General features: G+C 60.0%; 15 protein-coding genes. 10 read left to right on the top strand and 5 right to left on the bottom strand.

Annotated elements, in window-relative coordinates; genetic code table 11:
* Nucleotides 1–112: 112 nt before the first annotated feature.
* Nucleotides 113–775 carry a hypothetical protein gene (locus C7S18_RS19810; protein ID WP_106893191.1) on the top strand — a complete coding sequence of 221 codons (663 nt, stop codon included), beginning with the start codon at nucleotides 113–115 and terminating at the stop codon, nucleotides 773–775.
* 407 nt (nucleotides 776–1,182) lie between these two features.
* Here the strand turns inward: C7S18_RS19810 and C7S18_RS19805 are convergent, their stop codons facing one another.
* Complete coding sequence (locus C7S18_RS19805; RefSeq protein WP_106893190.1) at nucleotides 1,183–1,929, bottom strand: hypothetical protein; 747 nt, start codon at nucleotides 1,927–1,929, stop codon at nucleotides 1,183–1,185.
* Between the two features lie 765 nt (nucleotides 1,930–2,694).
* Between C7S18_RS19805 and C7S18_RS19800 the strand changes: the two genes are divergently transcribed.
* The 9 genes from C7S18_RS19800 (at nucleotide 2,695) to C7S18_RS19765 (ending at nucleotide 9,720) form a co-directional block, all read left to right on the top strand.
* Nucleotides 2,695–3,384 (top strand): helix-turn-helix transcriptional regulator, encoded by a 690-nt coding sequence (locus C7S18_RS19800; RefSeq protein ID WP_240623936.1) that lies wholly within the window; start codon nucleotides 2,695–2,697, stop codon nucleotides 3,382–3,384.
* Nucleotides 3,385–3,716: 332 nt separating this feature from the next.
* A complete protein-coding gene (locus C7S18_RS24590; RefSeq protein ID WP_170113376.1) occupies nucleotides 3,717–3,872 on the top strand; it encodes a hypothetical protein in 156 nt (51 codons plus the stop codon).
* 22 nt (nucleotides 3,873–3,894) lie between these two features.
* Nucleotides 3,895–4,866 carry an alpha/beta fold hydrolase gene (locus C7S18_RS19795; RefSeq protein ID WP_106893188.1) on the top strand — a complete coding sequence of 324 codons (972 nt, stop codon included), beginning with the start codon at nucleotides 3,895–3,897 and terminating at the stop codon, nucleotides 4,864–4,866.
* Entirely contained in the window at nucleotides 4,863–6,047 is a 1,185-nt protein-coding gene (locus C7S18_RS19790; RefSeq protein ID WP_170113375.1) for a DUF4331 family protein, read from the top strand. The genes C7S18_RS19795 and C7S18_RS19790 overlap by 4 nt, the downstream gene beginning before the upstream one ends.
* Nucleotides 6,048–6,071: 24 nt before the next feature.
* On the top strand, nucleotides 6,072–7,079 hold the full coding sequence (locus C7S18_RS19785) for a hypothetical protein (protein ID WP_106893186.1): 1,008 nt from the start codon (nucleotides 6,072–6,074) through the stop codon (nucleotides 7,077–7,079).
* Between the two features lie 415 nt (nucleotides 7,080–7,494).
* On the top strand, nucleotides 7,495–8,160 hold the full coding sequence (locus C7S18_RS19780) for a hypothetical protein (RefSeq protein WP_106893185.1): 666 nt from the start codon (nucleotides 7,495–7,497) through the stop codon (nucleotides 8,158–8,160).
* On the top strand, nucleotides 8,157–8,777 hold the full coding sequence (locus C7S18_RS19775; RefSeq protein ID WP_106893184.1) for a hypothetical protein: 621 nt from the start codon (nucleotides 8,157–8,159) through the stop codon (nucleotides 8,775–8,777). The genes C7S18_RS19780 and C7S18_RS19775 overlap by 4 nt, the downstream gene beginning before the upstream one ends.
* A gap of 70 nt (nucleotides 8,778–8,847) precedes the next feature.
* Entirely contained in the window at nucleotides 8,848–9,393 is a 546-nt protein-coding gene (locus tag C7S18_RS19770) for a hypothetical protein (RefSeq protein WP_106893183.1), read from the top strand.
* Nucleotides 9,394–9,525: 132 nt separating this feature from the next.
* Nucleotides 9,526–9,720, top strand: a complete 195-nt coding sequence (locus C7S18_RS19765; RefSeq protein WP_106893182.1) for a hypothetical protein — start codon at nucleotides 9,526–9,528, stop codon at nucleotides 9,718–9,720.
* Between the two features lie 176 nt (nucleotides 9,721–9,896).
* Here the strand turns inward: C7S18_RS19765 and C7S18_RS19760 are convergent, their stop codons facing one another.
* The 4 genes from C7S18_RS19760 to C7S18_RS24585 are packed head-to-tail and all read right to left on the bottom strand — an operon-like array spanning nucleotide 9,897 to nucleotide 15,593.
* Nucleotides 9,897–13,085, bottom strand: coding sequence for an efflux RND transporter permease subunit (locus C7S18_RS19760; RefSeq protein ID WP_106893181.1), 3,189 nt, complete (start codon nucleotides 13,083–13,085; stop codon nucleotides 9,897–9,899).
* Nucleotides 13,075–14,316, bottom strand: coding sequence for an efflux RND transporter periplasmic adaptor subunit (locus C7S18_RS19755; RefSeq protein WP_206208054.1), 1,242 nt, complete (start codon nucleotides 14,314–14,316; stop codon nucleotides 13,075–13,077). The genes C7S18_RS19760 and C7S18_RS19755 overlap by 11 nt, the downstream gene beginning before the upstream one ends.
* Before the next feature lie 2 nt (nucleotides 14,317–14,318).
* Nucleotides 14,319–15,371, bottom strand: a complete 1,053-nt coding sequence (locus tag C7S18_RS19750; protein ID WP_170113374.1) for a TolC family protein — start codon at nucleotides 15,369–15,371, stop codon at nucleotides 14,319–14,321.
* A gap of 60 nt (nucleotides 15,372–15,431) precedes the next feature.
* The gene (locus C7S18_RS24585; protein ID WP_170113373.1) at nucleotides 15,432–15,593 is read right to left on the bottom strand and encodes a hypothetical protein; all 162 of its coding nucleotides are present in this window, start codon (nucleotides 15,591–15,593) and stop codon (nucleotides 15,432–15,434) included.
* Between the last annotated feature and the right edge of the window lie 29 nt (nucleotides 15,594–15,622).

The raw sequence follows: 15,622 nt of genomic DNA, 5'->3' as shown, positions 1-15,622 counted from the left end.
AGGATCAGATCATGCGATCCCTCGTTGCATCTGTCGAATCGAGGGTTCGGGCGGCAGTTCCCGCTGCGCCTAGGCCGCAGACCTATCCCAATTCCTGAGAACCAAATTACCCATGCGCATCCTTCTTCTGCTGGCGTTGATCGCCATCTCGCATACCACTCTCGGCAGGGACATCAATCCGAAGCGACTTCAGAAGATCGAATCTGGGGGCCTCTACAGTCTGCATGAGGCCTATGTCTACAAGTCGAAATACTACGCACAGAAAATTCAGCACGTGCTGATGCCGGGCCCTTATGTTGAAGGATATCGGAGTAAAGATGGCACGTACTTGGTAGGCGGTGAATCCAGCGTCGAGATTCGACTCCTTTGGACGGGAGAGGAAGGCGAGTATGTGCACACAACTTATATGACTGGCGGCGTATTCCTTCCCGATGATCAAGCCAAACTCCCCAGGATGTTCTATGTTCGGAGTTCAAAGGCTCGCACCGTACGTACGTTGAACGGGAAGGTCGTACAGGTCTGGGAAGCAGGAAGGGAAGTACCGAGAGTTCAAACGAATCCAAATATCGCAACGACCACCGTTCCCGGCGCATCGCCAGTCGCTGCTGGTGTGGGGACTGCCATTGCATTTGGTCTCATCAATTTGCTCATTGAGGCGGGCGAAGGGAAGTTCGTCACCCCGAAACGGCACAAGGGCGATGCCGCCATTCGCGACTTAATGCTTCCTGACGAAGCAAAGGATCGTCAAGTTATCGACTATGGAAGCTCCGAGTAGGTCCACCCAGGACTTTCAGACCCGCATCGACTCTGTACCTATTCGAAGTCTGCAGAACTAAGGAGCCTCTGAACAAGTTCAGAGGCGATGCGGGCCATGGATGGCCCGCCCAGAATCGAGCACGCAAGTGCTTGATTCTGGAGCAATGAGTCCGGACATGTGCCGGACTCATTGTGGGTCTGAAAGTCCAGGATGGACTTATTCAGACCCTCCCTAAAGAGAAGGGAAGCCTAAAGAGGTTGCGGGAAACGAGAGGAGGGCCGCCGAGATGCCGGCCGCCGAGACACCCATAAATCCCCGGAAACCTTGCCACTGAGCCACCTCCCCGCAAGACCTGTCCTCTATGGGGGCACTCTCAGACATCGCATCTTGCGCGGTCGACTCAAGACTGGCAGACGAAGCGCCTCCTATTCGAAGCTGTCGGCAAACAAAATGCTGGGAGAGTCGATGACTTGCACATTGTTGATGGCGACCGAAGGGTCGGTGCCAACGCCGTCGTCGTTGTTGGTCCAATTGATCCCAATCCGCAAGTTGGGCTGGTTGCCGGCTTCGGCCGGCAGCAAGGCCTCAAAGCGCGCCCACTGTCCATGACCAGTACCGCAGAGCGGACTCTTGAGGCTCGGTGTCACTACCACCCAACCGGCACCAATGTTGTAAAGCACGCTCGCGTTGTCAGTCAACGCGTCGCCGTTGGCAATGTAATCGAACGAGAGCGACACAGCACTCGACCCAACCGTCGTAAACGCGGGCGACTCGGCACGCATATTTGTTTGAGGACAAAACAGGATGCCGCATAGTCCTCCCGTGTCATAGACCGCACCGGCATTCGGGTTGAACACCGACGTGACGTGCAACGTCTTGTTGCCATTGGAGGTGGTCCCGCAGGCCGGCGGTGACAGGCCCGCTTCGTTGTCGCTGACCAGCCAGAAATTGGGGTCGGAACCATTGGTCCCGCTCGGAACGTTCAACGTCCAGCCGTGCTGGCCTTCAAAAGTCTCCGAGTAGAGAACGGTTTGCGCATGCACCGACGCAGCAGCCGATATGGTAGCCACCGCAACCAACCGAGCCACAAACGTTACACACTTATTTACGGCAACCAACCCTAACCGCGCGCGGCCAAAAGGCCGCCCGAAAAACCATGCGATGATGTTCATGGCTACGCCAACTCCCCTGCTAAGCGTCCAGATTACCAGCGGTGGTTTCGGCTACGATGGTCGTCACGTTTCTTTTCGTGGGGGAGCTAGGACGCCCATAAGTGCCAGGAAAACCGCGCCACCGGCCCGCATCAAAGCACTGAGCTTCCGCTAGCGTGGTGTGGCTTAGGACCAAAACTGGAAGCAAGAACATCGGTGGACGCCCCAGACTAGTCGAGAGGCATTCGATCGAGATATGGATGCCGTCGGCGTGACTAAAGCGTCTCCGAGCAACATCATGTGTGCCCGCTCGGTGTGGCCGGGGCTTGCCAACGTCGTGTGCGGCAAATGACTCGAATAGATTTTTCGCCGATCAAGCCAATGCTGCGTTGCGCGTCGTTGCCGCATTCACCACTACGTCTCGTCCTCGTGCCTTGCCTCGGTACGAAATGCTTCCAAATCTCATTCAAGTCATTCTCGGGAGACGGCACGAGATGTCAAGCATCGTGGGCGATCAACACGCGCATATTCTGCCCGCCGACATCGGAGCAAGGGTCGGTTCCTGGCGCTCGCGCGGGCTTAACCGGCACGTCGCTCGCACGGCCCGGGTATCATCGACGCCTCCCACTTGATTGGCCTGAGAAGATGTCCGCAGCGCCGCACTTTCACTGCGAGGAACTACTTCGAACGGCAACAGTGGTTGTCTGCGACTTGCAATGTGACGGCAGCGCGCCGCATCAGGAACCCACAAGCCCAGAACCGGCGTTCTTATTCCCGTATCGGGGAATGTATGTGCGTCACTGTGGCGACGACCCGGTCGTGGCTGAGGCGGGGCAAGTGTTGTTTCAGAATCCAAACGAAGCAACCCGCTTCAGCCATCCGATCGCCGGCGGCGACGGAACGCTCTGGCTACAGATCGCCCCGATGATGCTTCAGGAACTGGTGCCAAGGAACCTATGCGTTCAAGACTCGATGAACTTCAGCATTCCGCGACTGCGCATCGATCCGCGGACACAGGTGCTCGTATCGCTATTGCGCCATAGTCTGAAAGAGCAGATCGCCGAGCCCCTGGAAGCCGAGAGTCTTTCACTCACACTGGTCCATCGCGCATTGGGGCCGGCGACCTCCTTGGCCGTTGACGCGACCCGAAGCCGACGCAATCTGGTCGATCGCACAAAGCTCGTGCTGGCCAGCGACCTATCGAAGCGCTGGTCGTTAGCTGAGATCGGCGCGGCCATGTGTGTGTCGCCGGTATACCTCACTCAAGTGTTTCAGCAAGTCGAACGGATCCCACTGTATCGATACCACCTGCGGCTGCGGCTTGCGCGGGCTCTGGATTTGATCGCAACGGTCGACGACTTGACCGCGATCAGCAACGAACTGGGATTTTCAAGCCACAGCCACTTCAGTGCTGCGTTTGTGCAACTCTACGGTCGCACGCCATCGGAATTCCGCGATTCTGCCGTGCGCCGTTAGGGAGGGTCTGAATAAGTCCATCCTGGACTTTCAGACCCGCACTGAGTCCGGCACATAGCCTGCCCCGGCGAAGGCCGGGGTCCGGACTCAGTGCTCCAGAATCAACCACTTGCGTGTTTGATTCTGGGCGGGCCATCCCTGGCCCGCATCGCCTCTGAACTCGTTCAGAGGCTCCTTAGCGAGCATCCGGCCAAGGCAATAGCGACATGGGCATGGGTCGGAAAGCTCAGGACGGACTGATTCTGATCCTCCCTAAATATTCTGATAGCGGCCAACCGCCTGCACCGGGATACTGATTTCGCCCAATAGCGGGTTGAATGGAGATCAGTGACATGAGCGAAGCCAAGACTTGTGCGGCCTGCGACTGCGAGCTCGACGACAACGCATTCCAGATCAAAATTGGCGGCAAGACCGTGGAAGTGTGCTGCGACGACTGCGCACGGAAACTGAAGGAGGCGCACGTTGCCACCAGCCCCGGATCTCAGTGAACAAGTGCCGAGGCCATAGACGATGAATCGTAGGAGTCTACTCAAAGGCGGAGTCGCGCTCGCCTGCACGCCGCTCAGTGCTTGCATCACGACGCGATCGCGGCCGCGAGAGCCCAGTGGGCTGGCCTTGAACCTCGAGCAGTTCCATCAGGCGCGGCGCGTTCAGGCAACGCCGATGGGCGAGATCAGCTATCTGGATCGCGGAGACGGGCCGGTCGTGCTGTTCCTTCACGGTTTCCCGCTCAACAGTTTTCAATGGCGGGGTGCGATCGCGCGACTGTGCGGTACCCATCGCTGCATTGCCCCAGACTTTCTGGGGCTCGGCTACACCCGAGTTGCCGAAGGCGCCGATCTCAGTCCGCATGGACAGCTTGAGATGCTGGACTATCTGCTAGCCGTGTTGAAAATCGATCAGTTCCACTTGATCGCGAACGACTCCGGTGCAGCGATCGCGCAGTTGTTGTTGGCACAAAAACCGCGTCATGTGCGAAGCCTACTGCTCACCAATGGCGACGTAGAAACTGACAGCCCGCCAGCGGCACTACTGCCCGTCATTGAACTTGCCAAGCAAGGAACATTTGCTAACGAATGGCTGGCGCCCTGGCTCGCTGACAAGACTTTGGCGCGCTCAGCGAACGGAATCGGTGGTATGTGCTACAGCTTGCCAGACCAGCCAAGCGACGACGCGATCAACTGCTACTTCACACCCGTCTGTGCGGATGCCAAGAAACGTGCCGCGATCCACCAATATGCGATAGGACTTGAGGTCAATGTCTTGGCCGGGATTACTCCAAGACTGCAGCAGAACAAGGTGCCGGTCAGCATCGTGTGGGGCATGGCAGACACGATCTTTGCGAAGACAAGCCCTGACTATCTGGCGGCCACCGTCGGCGCAGTGAAGCGCGTCCGGCGCCTGGAAGGCGCAAAGCTGTTCTGGCCCGAAGAATATCCCGACATCATCGCCGAGGAGGCTCGCTGGCTATGGCAACAATGAACCAGATTCAAAGCCTTGTGCTTGCATGCGTGTTGGCCGGTTGCAGCAACACCCTATCGGCCTCCGACCATCTCGACAGCCCAACGGTGACGGCGGATCCTGCTGCCGACATTGCCGACCTGTACGGATGGATGTCTCCTGATCGTGGTGAGCTGAACCTGGTGATGGATATCAGTGGCAAACGGTTCTCCGACACCATTCTCTATTCGCTTCACGTCGGCAGCAGTCGCGATCTGCACGGCAGTCAAGCCGAGGTCACCATCGACTGCCGATTTGACCAACAAGCGCGCGTTCGTTGCGCGATGGGTAACGACGTGGCAGCAGGTGACGCCTCTGGCAACAAAGGTCTGTGGAGCCAGCATCGGCAGTTCCACGTCTTCGCCGGGCTCCGCGATGACCCCTTCTTCAACAATGTGCGCGGCACACGACAAGCATACGATGTGGCGGCGATGGCACTCGCGAGCGCCACCATGGATGACGCCGGCTGTCCGCAATTCGGAGCCGATACGGCGTCCGAGATCAAGGCGCTCTGGCGACAAACGGATGGCGGTCCGGCACAGAACTTCCTGAGCGGTTGGTCGGTCAGTGCGTTGATCCTCTCAGTGAGCGTCAAGTCGATCAATCAGGGTGGGCCACTGTTGTCGATTTGGGCGAGTACCCATGCAACCACTGCGAATGGCGAAGCTGACACGTTGGTTCAGGTAGACCGAGTCGGACGCACCTTGACTGGAAATGCCTTGCTCGGACTCTTGAATGCTGAGATCGACGTCGACCAACTCAAGGAACAATATAATCGTGCAGCACCGAAAGAATGGCCTGGCTTCACGGCAGAAATCGCCCGCGGGCTGGCCCGCTACGACGCGTTCGACGGACATTGCGGCAATCAGTGGCTCGCCGACGCGTCAACGGGCGCCGACCGTTATGCCAGACTGGCAGCGTTGCTCGCAGACGATCGGCTTTGGATCGACAGTCGGTTTGGACGGTGTGAGCACGCGTTCGCAGTCGAACTGGGGCACAGTCAGAAGTTTCATGATTGCGGCGGCAGAACACCGAGTATCGACACCATTGATGCATTCCGATCGCTGCTGATTCATGGCAATACGTCCGATTTCAGCGATGGCGTCAGTCAAGACGCGCCGATGCCATCATCGACTCGCTTCCCATTTCTGGCAAAGCCCTAAGTGATGGCGACTCGGCTTTCATCAATGACGCTTAGCGTGATACTCGCCTCAAGCCTCGGCCTCGGCCTCGCGAGCGAATTTGCCAGGGCACAAACGCTCATTCCCACTGCCGGCGTGATTGCCATGGAGAACCTGGACCATGACCTGCGACAGTCAGATTCGCCCGAGCGCCGCGTCGCCCTGCTGTTGGAGCGCGCGCGCTACCTCGGTGACTACGAGGCCTTGCACGCAGCGCGGGCGTGGCTGCCAAAAGCCCAAGGTAATGAACACGCTGTGCTCGCTGTCCGAGTACAACTCGCCGCACACGAGTTCCGCGACGCCAGACGCCTGCTTGATGGCATGGCTGCGCGCGTAGCAACGGAAGCGCGATTCTGGCTCCTACGCGCCGCATTGGAGGTCGCGACCGGTGGTGCCCAGCGGGTTCTATCGGAGCTTGAGCACCGTGCGGCATCTACTCACGATGTCGCCACCTACTGCACGTTGGCCACTGCATACGCGGCACTTGAGCGATGGGAGGAGGCCGATGCAGCCTATGAAGAAGCCCGCTCACGACTCCGCACCACGCATCCGTTCCCGTATGCCTGGATTGCGTTTTCGCGTGGGCGCCTTTGGGCTGAGCCCGGCGCAGGTGGTGACCCTGAGCGGGGCGAACATTTCTATGATGAGGCGATCGCCCTGTTGCCAAGCTTTGTCCCGGCCGGCATACACAAAGCCGAGTTGGAGGTTGCTCGCGGCGATTATGCGCGCGCGGCAACGCGGCTCCAAAGCTTGCTGCACATCAGTCGTGAGCCTGAGGCCCTCGCGCTGCTCGCTGTAGCGCTACGGGGAAAGGGCGAAGCTTCAGCATCTGAGGAGGCACGCGCAGCGGCGCAGGCGCGGTTTCACGAACTACTTCGAAAGGAACGCTCAGCGGTCACCTCGCACGCCATAGAATTCTTCAAGGATGCGGGTAGGGATAGCGCACTCGCTCGGCAACTTGAGACCGAATGGACTGCGCGAAGCGGCATGCAACCGGAGATCGGCGCACACTAGATCGGAGACACCAATAAGTCAGGGGGATCTAGGACCCCCAGTAGACCGAGCACCAAGCCGAGGGAACCTGTGTCACTGAGCGGTCTCAGAGCAATATCCTGCAGGATTGTGGTCGGTAAGCCAGACCGAAGCCAAGGAAGCCACAAACCTCAGAAAACCTGCGCCACGAAATCGTCTAAAAAAGTGAGCCTCCTGAGGTAGCAAAGCCTCAGGAACTTCCGCAAGACAAGCCTTGGGAGCCCAAGGGCCCCGAGAGCTCCGTGCCAACATTCGGAAATCACCGGGCGGGGTAGCAAGGGCAGGGGACCGCGCACATCAGAAAGCATGGCCTTGGCCGGGATCACGCCCGAAGTGTGCCGCTCTTGTTTGACGATATACTCTCGCTATCCATATCCATGAGCGTTTCTCTACTCGCATGCTGTATCTGGCGCTGAGCTGTTTGCAAGGGCGACCGGCCGTGCAAGCGTGCCGTGATCTGAAATCACTCGGTGTCACGGGCATTCAACTCACACCTGGCAATGTGCCCGATCCAGCGCTTGTTGATGCGCTTGCCGGGATTCAGGTCCGCACGCACCATGGGTTTTCCTGGAGCGCTATGAAGCAACGCGTTTGGGAGGATTCGGGGCGCTGTCGCGTCAGCTCCGATTCCGTGCATCCACCCACGGAGCGCGATCCGGCCTTCGCCGTTTGGTGGGAGGCGATACGCGATGACTCGCGACCCGCGATCTACGAAACCATGTATCCCGGCTATCGGTTAGGTTGTGGCGACGAAGTCGAGCGCGCCATGGACATGGGCTTGCGCCTGGCCGTGGACGTTTCCCATATTCACATCCAGCGTCGTGCTGGCGTGCTGTCGGAAAAAACGTGGCGGCGCTTGCAGCAGTATGCAGGCATCAGCGAACTCCATGTCTCGGACAATGAAGGGCGCATCGACTCGCACCGGCCGCTCACGCTCAACACCTTCGGACTTGGTTGGGCGAAGGAACGCGCTGGCTCTAGCATTCCGCTGGTCCTGGAAGCCTATATGCACAAACTGTCAGACATCGAACGTCGTGCCCAAGTGGAGCTGTTGTCCTCATGACTGCAAAAAAATACACGCCACTTGAAGCCGCAAGACTGCGCGACCAGATCATTCACGACGACATCGTTCCAACGGTTCGGCGCGCTTTTGATGCGTATCCTGCATTGCAGTCCGCCACATTGCTTGTCGCGCAATTCTGGTGCGATGAGGCCACAGACGCGGTGCATCATGATCTCATCTTCTCCGAATTGGACACACCGAATGTCGAGGCGGGCTATCGCGCCCGACTCGAGCGCTACAACGGCCCCGTTCAGGCACCGCCCGCCCGATCTGGCTGGCGTGCTTGGTTTCCATGGCTTGGTGGCCCGAAAACGCCTGAGACACCGACAACCTTTCCGCCCTCGCGCGACACGATCAACCTGCCCAGCCAAATCGACGAAGAACTGCTGCAACACGAATTCACCCATCGGATTCCTTGGGACTCGAATGGTGAACCCATCTCACTGTTTGCCGCCTTCTGCAAAGAGGATTGCCATCAGGAGATGGACGACTGCGAAACATACACGCCCTACGCCGTGTTCCGGCGTCAATCGGAACAAGTCACAGTCGAAATTGTTGGTGTCATGGTCCGGCCATGGCTCGATGGCGTGAAGCCCGAGTTTGAGGAACACGAGTGAACCGACTACGAACGGGAACCACTGTCCCGAAGGTCACCGGCCACCGCTTCAAGCGACAAGGTACCGAGGCATGCGCGTCATCACTTTATTCGGAATGATGCTGCTGGCTGCATCCGCAGCAATGCCCGCCTCAGCCACCAACCTGGTTGCAGATCGTGCCGAGACGTCCAAGGAGGGCCTCAAAAAAATGTGCGCGCCCTTGTGTCTGGAGACTGTCGTCACCGACGACCTGGTCGCTGTGTGGATGATCGACAATACGGGTAAGAGAGACTTCCTGTTTCACGACGAACCGGATTGGTCAAACGAGACGGCAGACCGACCTGCAGCGCAACGGCAAATCCGAACATTCTACCGGCCCGTCAACCGCCACACGCCGGAACCTAACGACGCCAGCCCATGTGGCGATGACGGTTGGGGATACAAGATCGGTGAGGAGATTTTCAGCGCAACGGTATTCCGGCAAGACGTTCTGACCGGCACCTACCTTGGCGTGGGCAGGCAGATCATTATTCCGGGTGGCAAAATCGAGCCGAAGCGCACTGCGATTCAACCAACACCTGCGGCGCAGAACAACGCCGGCTGCACCACCATGCGCGCGGCGGAGCCGATGCAGTAGTCAGTCGCTTGCGGAACCAAATCGCCGCGAAGACGACGGGTAGGCCGCGTGGCTCGCGTCAAGCGGGTCTGTAATGTCAAGTCGGTGCAGGATCCAGCGTCTGCCATCCCGTCCCCGCTCCGGAGCCTTGGCATGCGCTTTGTTGTCCGCTCGCTTTTTTCAATGCTGCTCGCGTTCGCCGTTGCCGAGCCTCCCGTGATGGCTGACAACGTAACGGTGGGTACCGGCAGCGCGGCCAGTTGCAATGAAGCGGCACGCAACGCGGCGCTGCCGATTCTGGTGCCCGGCATCAATGCCCCGCCCAGGATCAAGCACGCAAGTGCTTGATCCTGGGGCACCGAGTCCGGACCCCGGCCTTCGCCGGGGCAGGCTTGAGTGCCGGACTCGGTGCGGGTCTGAAAGTCCAGGATGGACTTATTCAGACCCTCCCTAAAGGTGCCGCTCCGCCGCATCCAAGGCGATGGCTCGTGATTCGAGTTTCGCAACGCCTGTCGGTCACAATGCTAGATCGCTGCCAACCGCTGATGAACCATACGGTACAGGCCCGGCAAGACCAGCAGGGTCAGCAATGTCGACGAGACGATGCCACCAATCACGACGGTCGCAAGCGGGCGCTGCACTTCGGCACCCGCGCCGACATTGAATGCCATCGGCAAGAATCCGAGGGAGGCAACCAGCGCGGTCATCAGAACCGGACGCAATCGGCCCAGCGCGCCCTGACGAATCGCGTCATCCAGACCGATACCCTCAGCCAGGAGCTTTCGAACAAACGAGATCATGACGACCCCGTTCAGCACCGCAACCCCAGATAACGCGATAAAGCCGACGCCAGCGGAGATCGAGAGCGGCAGGTCACGCAACCAGAGCGCAAGCACACCGCCGGTCAACGCCAGTGGCACGCCGCTGAAGATCACCAATGCATCGCGACCAGACCCGAATGCCATGAACAGCAGTCCGAAGATCAACAGCAACGTTCCCGGTACGACGATCGACAAGCGTTGACTGGCTGCGATCAGCTGTTCGAACGTGCCCCCGTAGCCCACCCAGTACCCCGGCGGCACCGCCACCTTGCCCGAGATTGCTTGGCGCAAGTCGGCGACAAACCCACCCAGATCACGACCCCGCACATTGGCAGTCACCACGACGCGCCGTTTGCCATTTTCGCGATTGATCTGGTTGGGTCCCTCGACGATCGCTATGTCCGCCAACTCGCGCAGCGGCACGACTCCGGGTCCGCCGCTGGCCCACGTTGCGGGCTGCGAAGTCTCGTCGGCATTGTGACCCGCCAATGGCAGAGGCACCGGAAAGTCGCTGAGCCTGACCGGATCACTACGCAGCAATTCCGGCAAGCGCACCACCACATCAAAGCGCCGATCGCCCTCGAAATACTGACCCGCGACCGCCCCGCCCACCGCAACCGCCACGGCGTCTTGCACACTGGCGGCATTGAGCCCGTATCGAATCAACGCATCTGCCTTAGGCGTGATGGTCAGCAACGGCAGGCCGGTCGTCTGTTCGAGCTTGACATCCGCTGCCCCAGGCACCGCCCTGGTAACGGCCTCCAACTGCGCCCCAACGGTCATCAAGGTTTCAAGATCGTCGCCGTATAGTTTGACCGCCACGTCAGCACGGACGCCTGAGATCAACTCATTCATCCGCATCTGAATTGGCTGCGTGAACTCGTAGTTGTTTCCGGGGAGCTGCATGACAGCTGCCTCGATCTCCGCGACCAGATCCGCCTTGGACTTTCTGGGATCCGGCCACTGCGCGCGCGGCCTCATCATGACAAACGTATCGGCAACTGAAGGCGGCATCGGATCGTTCGCAACTTCGGCGGTACCAAGTTTCCCGAAGACCATCGCCACCTCCGGGAACGCCTTGATGCGCGATTCCAGCAGCGACTGCATCGCCACCGCCTGGCTGAGGCTCGTGCCAGGAATGCGCAGTGCGTGCAATGCGATATCGCCCTCGTCCAGGCTCGGAATAAACTCGGAGCCCATCCGGCTGGCCAACACGCCGCTGAGCAAGACCAACGACGCTGCCGCCGCCAACACGCGGAAACGCAGTCGAAGCGCCCAATCCAACGCCACCTCGTACGTGCGCCGCGTCCATCGCAGCAGACGGTTGTCCTGCTCACTGACACGCCCACCCAAAAACGCCGCCACAGCTGCAGGCACATAAGTCAGCGACAGCAACATGGCCGACGTCAGCGCTAGCACGACGGTGAAGGCCATCGGATGAAACATCTTGCCTTCGATCCCCGTCAACGCAAACACCGGCAAATACACCGATGTGATGATTGCCACGCCGAACAGGCTGGGCCGTATCACCTCGGTCGTTGCTTGCGCGGTCAGTTCAAAGCGTTCGTCTTGAGTCAGCACGCGACCGAGCGCGTGTTGCTGATCAGCAAACCGGCACAGACAGTTCTCGATGATGATCACCGCCCCATCGACAATCAGGCCAAAGTCCAGTGCGCCGAGACTCATCAGATTGCCGGACACGCCACTCTGAACCATCCCTGTGATGGTCATCAGCATCGCCACCGGAATCACCGCTGCAGTGATCAACGCCGCCCGGAAATTGCCAAGCAGCATAAACAGCACCGCAATCACCAACAGCGCGCCCTCGACCAAGTTCCGTTCGACCGTGGCGATGGTTCGGTCGACCAATGCCGTACGGTCGTAGACGGGATGGACGTCAACGCCTGGCGGCAACGATGTCGCGATGGCTTCGAGCCGAGCCGCAGTAGCCCGCGCGACCGTCCGACTGTTCTCTCCGATCAGCATGAACACCGTGCCGAGGACCACCTCCCGGCCATCCTGCGTGGCGGCTCCCGTGCGCAGTTCTGGCCCCTCGCCAACGTCGGCCACGTCACGAACCCGAATGGGCACGCCCTCGCGACGATCGAGCACAATATCGCCAAGTGCCGCAATCGACGCAACCTGCCCCGGAACACGAACCAAGTACTGCTGCCCGTTGCGTTCGATATAGCCAGCGCCAACGTTTTGGTTGTTCGAAGCGACTGCTGCCACAACGTCTTGCAGTGTAAAGCCGTAAGCCACGAGCTTGACCGGATCCGGCGTGATGTGGATCTGACGCGCGAAGCCGCCAATCGTGTTGACTTCGGTGACCCCTCGCACACCACGCAATTGCGGTCGCACGACCCAATCCTGCAAGGTGCGAAGGTCGGTGGCAGTCCATGCCTGCCCGTCCGCGCGGACGGCCCCGGGCTTGGCTTCGACCGTATACATGAAGATTTCGCCGAGGCCCGTCGCAACCGGTCCGAGCTCAGGTTCGATCCCGCTCGGCAACTGTGCGCGGGCTTGCTGAAGACGTTCGGCTACCTGTTGGCGGGCAAAGTAGATGTCCGTGCCATCTTCGAACACCACGGTCACCTGCGATAGGCCATATCGCGACAGCGATCGCGTGTAGTGCAATCGTGGCAGACCAGCCAGCGCGGTTTCGATCGGAAACGTCACCCGCTGTTCGGATTCCAATGGTGAATAGCCGGCGGCCTCTGTGTTGACCTGAACCTGCACATTGGTGATGTCTGGTGTCGCATCGATGGGCAGCTTCTGAAAGCTCCAAATGCCGAGCGCCGACAGCGCAATGGTGAGCAGCAACATCAACCACCGATGCGCGATCGCGAAGCGAATCAAGCGCTCGAGCCAGGGACGCGCCTCAGTGGTCATGAGATGCTCCCGCCTTTTCGATATCCGCCTTCACGACGTAACTCTGGGCAACAACAATCTCGTCTCCAGCGTTGAGCCCGTCCAAGACTTCGGCATGGACACCGTCCCGGCGACCGAGCTCGAGTGGCCGCGCCTCATAGTCGTCGCCAACACGGGTGAACACCACATCCCAATCGCGAAATCGCTGCAGGGCCGATAGCGGCACGACCAGCGGCACGGAGTGCTCGGCGACCGTGACGCGCGCACCGACCGCAGCACCAGGGCGCCAACGGCCATCGGTGTTGTCGATGCGGGCACGACCGATCGTGCTTTGGCTCGCTGTCGCTGTGGCTGGCAATACGCGGTCCAGAGTGGTGTCGACGCGTTCACCATCGCTCAGTCGGTTCACCGTGATCGGCAACCCAGCAACGATGTGCTCAGCGTCACTGCCAAACAGATGCACATCTACCCACAATGCCGAAAGGTCGGCAATTTCGAGCAACGGTTCTGTCCCCGCAATTTCGCCAATGGTTGCCGAACGCGCCATCACCACGCCATCGATCGGCGACGTGATCGTGTAAGTTCCAAGACTGACGTTGCTTTCGATCGTCGCGAGCGCCTGGCCTTGCCGAACCAAATCGCCAACGCCGACCGAGACACTTCGAATGGGGCCCGGAAATCGAGCGGCCAACCGCGCGTGTCGCCCTTCGATCGGTATCAACAAGCCCTGAAGCTCGTGCTCGTCGCGAATCACGCCCGGTCCAGCGCGCGCGACCCGAATCCCTGCTTCCGCCGCTACCGGTGCCGCAATGCGGGTACGGCCTTCGTAACTCGCAAATGCCCAGCGTGAGCGGTGACCGTCAAGGTTGGCCCGTACTTCAACGTCGAACGAATGCGGCTCGGACACGACGCCGTCGGCTACCAAATGATCGTCTCGTGGTGTGAACCGATACGTTTCGGCGACACCACCCAAACGGGTCAGCGTCACTGCTAGTTGACCGGCATTGACCGGTAGCGGTTTGTCGTCGCGATAGAGCCACGCCCGATACTCAGGCGGAACCCCCTCTTCGAAGATGGCAAGCTCCACAGCGAGCGAGCCATCGCGGAGCACTCGCCCACCATGGCTGCCTTTTTCGACTTGATCTTCAGCGTCTCGATCGTGACCGTGCCCGGGTGACTGTCCACCAGACTCAGGCCGGGTGCACGCTGCAACAGCCAGCAACACGATAAGCGGTAGAACGAACTTGAGCAGCGTCATGGTGTGGCTCCTCCCGCTTGAGGAGTTCCAACGGAAAAGGTCTGCCCGGTCAAACGCTGCAACTCGATCAACCCCCGATAAGCCGTCAACGCCGCATCAAGACGCTCGCGGCGCGCAGCCACAATCTCGACTTGCATCTGGTTCCACTCCAACAAGCTGCTTGCTCCAGCCCGATAGCTTCGTTCTGCCGCCTCGGCAGCGCGGTTCAGCGCCGGAATGACTTCTCGATCTATCCGTTGTGCTTGGGTCGTTGCCAGATCGATCTGCGCCCACGCCTCGACCAGGGTGGATTGCAGGATGCGCTCCCGGCCCTCTCGCTCGAACGCAATGGCAGCAAGTTCGGCATCGGCAGCACGAATACCAGAGTCAGCGCGAGCGGCACTGCCCAAGGGGATCGAAATACTGCCGACTAGTCCAAAGTCCGACCCCGACTCCAAGCGGCGAACACCGACCTGCCAGTCAATATCAGCGATGCTCGACGTGCGAGCCAGTTGGAGCCTGGCCTCACGCAGTCGCGACTCGTGGGCGAACCATTTCAACTCAGGGGTATCGGCGAGCAGGCCGGCAACTCGCTGATAACTCGGAACCGGAGGCAATTGGTCGAAATCAGCGGGAACAATTGAGAAGTCGGCAGCCGTGCTGCCCCACAAGACCGCAAGTCGTTGTCGGGCGTGCTGAGCGCGGCGCACGCTTTGCTCAAGTTCTGCTGCAGTACGCGCGCGTTGGGCGTCCGCTGACAGTGGTGCAGCTTCTTGCTCAATGCCGGCTCGACGGCGCTGGAGCGCCGCCTGCAGCAAGCGCTCCCGCTGCGTTAAATCCTCTCGCAGCAGCGCCGCCAGCGCGTGGGCTGCCGCCGCGTCCAGATAGCGACGGGCGACCTCGGCGAGAATGTCCAACTGCCTGCCTTCGCGCATCAATTCCGCCGTCTGCCGGTGCGCATCGGCGAGGGTAGACCGGGCCGCACGCTTGCCGCCGCGCTCGATCACGGAAGCAAGAGAGATCGTGATCTCGGCACCGTCAAACGTTGCGAGATCTCCGGTGCCAAGCAAATTCTCCGCGGCGGCCTCCAGCCGCCAAGGGGGCAATTGCTGGGCTTGTTCGACCTCGGCCTAGCGCGCCACAACCGCGAGTCGGTAGGCCTCCAGGTCAGGATGTTGGGTAATGACTCGGCGATACGCCTCGTCGAGTGAAACGGATGGCTCGGTACTGGCAACGATGGGAACATACGCGCACAGCACCGCCGCCGCTATCGCAGCACGGACAGGTGACATGATTGGAACTCCAATTTAAGTGGCTAAAG

Origin of the sequence: Ahniella affigens (assembly GCF_003015185.1) — a bacterium.
Classification (GTDB): Bacteria; Pseudomonadota; Gammaproteobacteria; order Xanthomonadales; family Ahniellaceae; genus Ahniella; species Ahniella affigens.
This window is presented reverse-complemented; position numbering and strand designations above follow the sequence as displayed.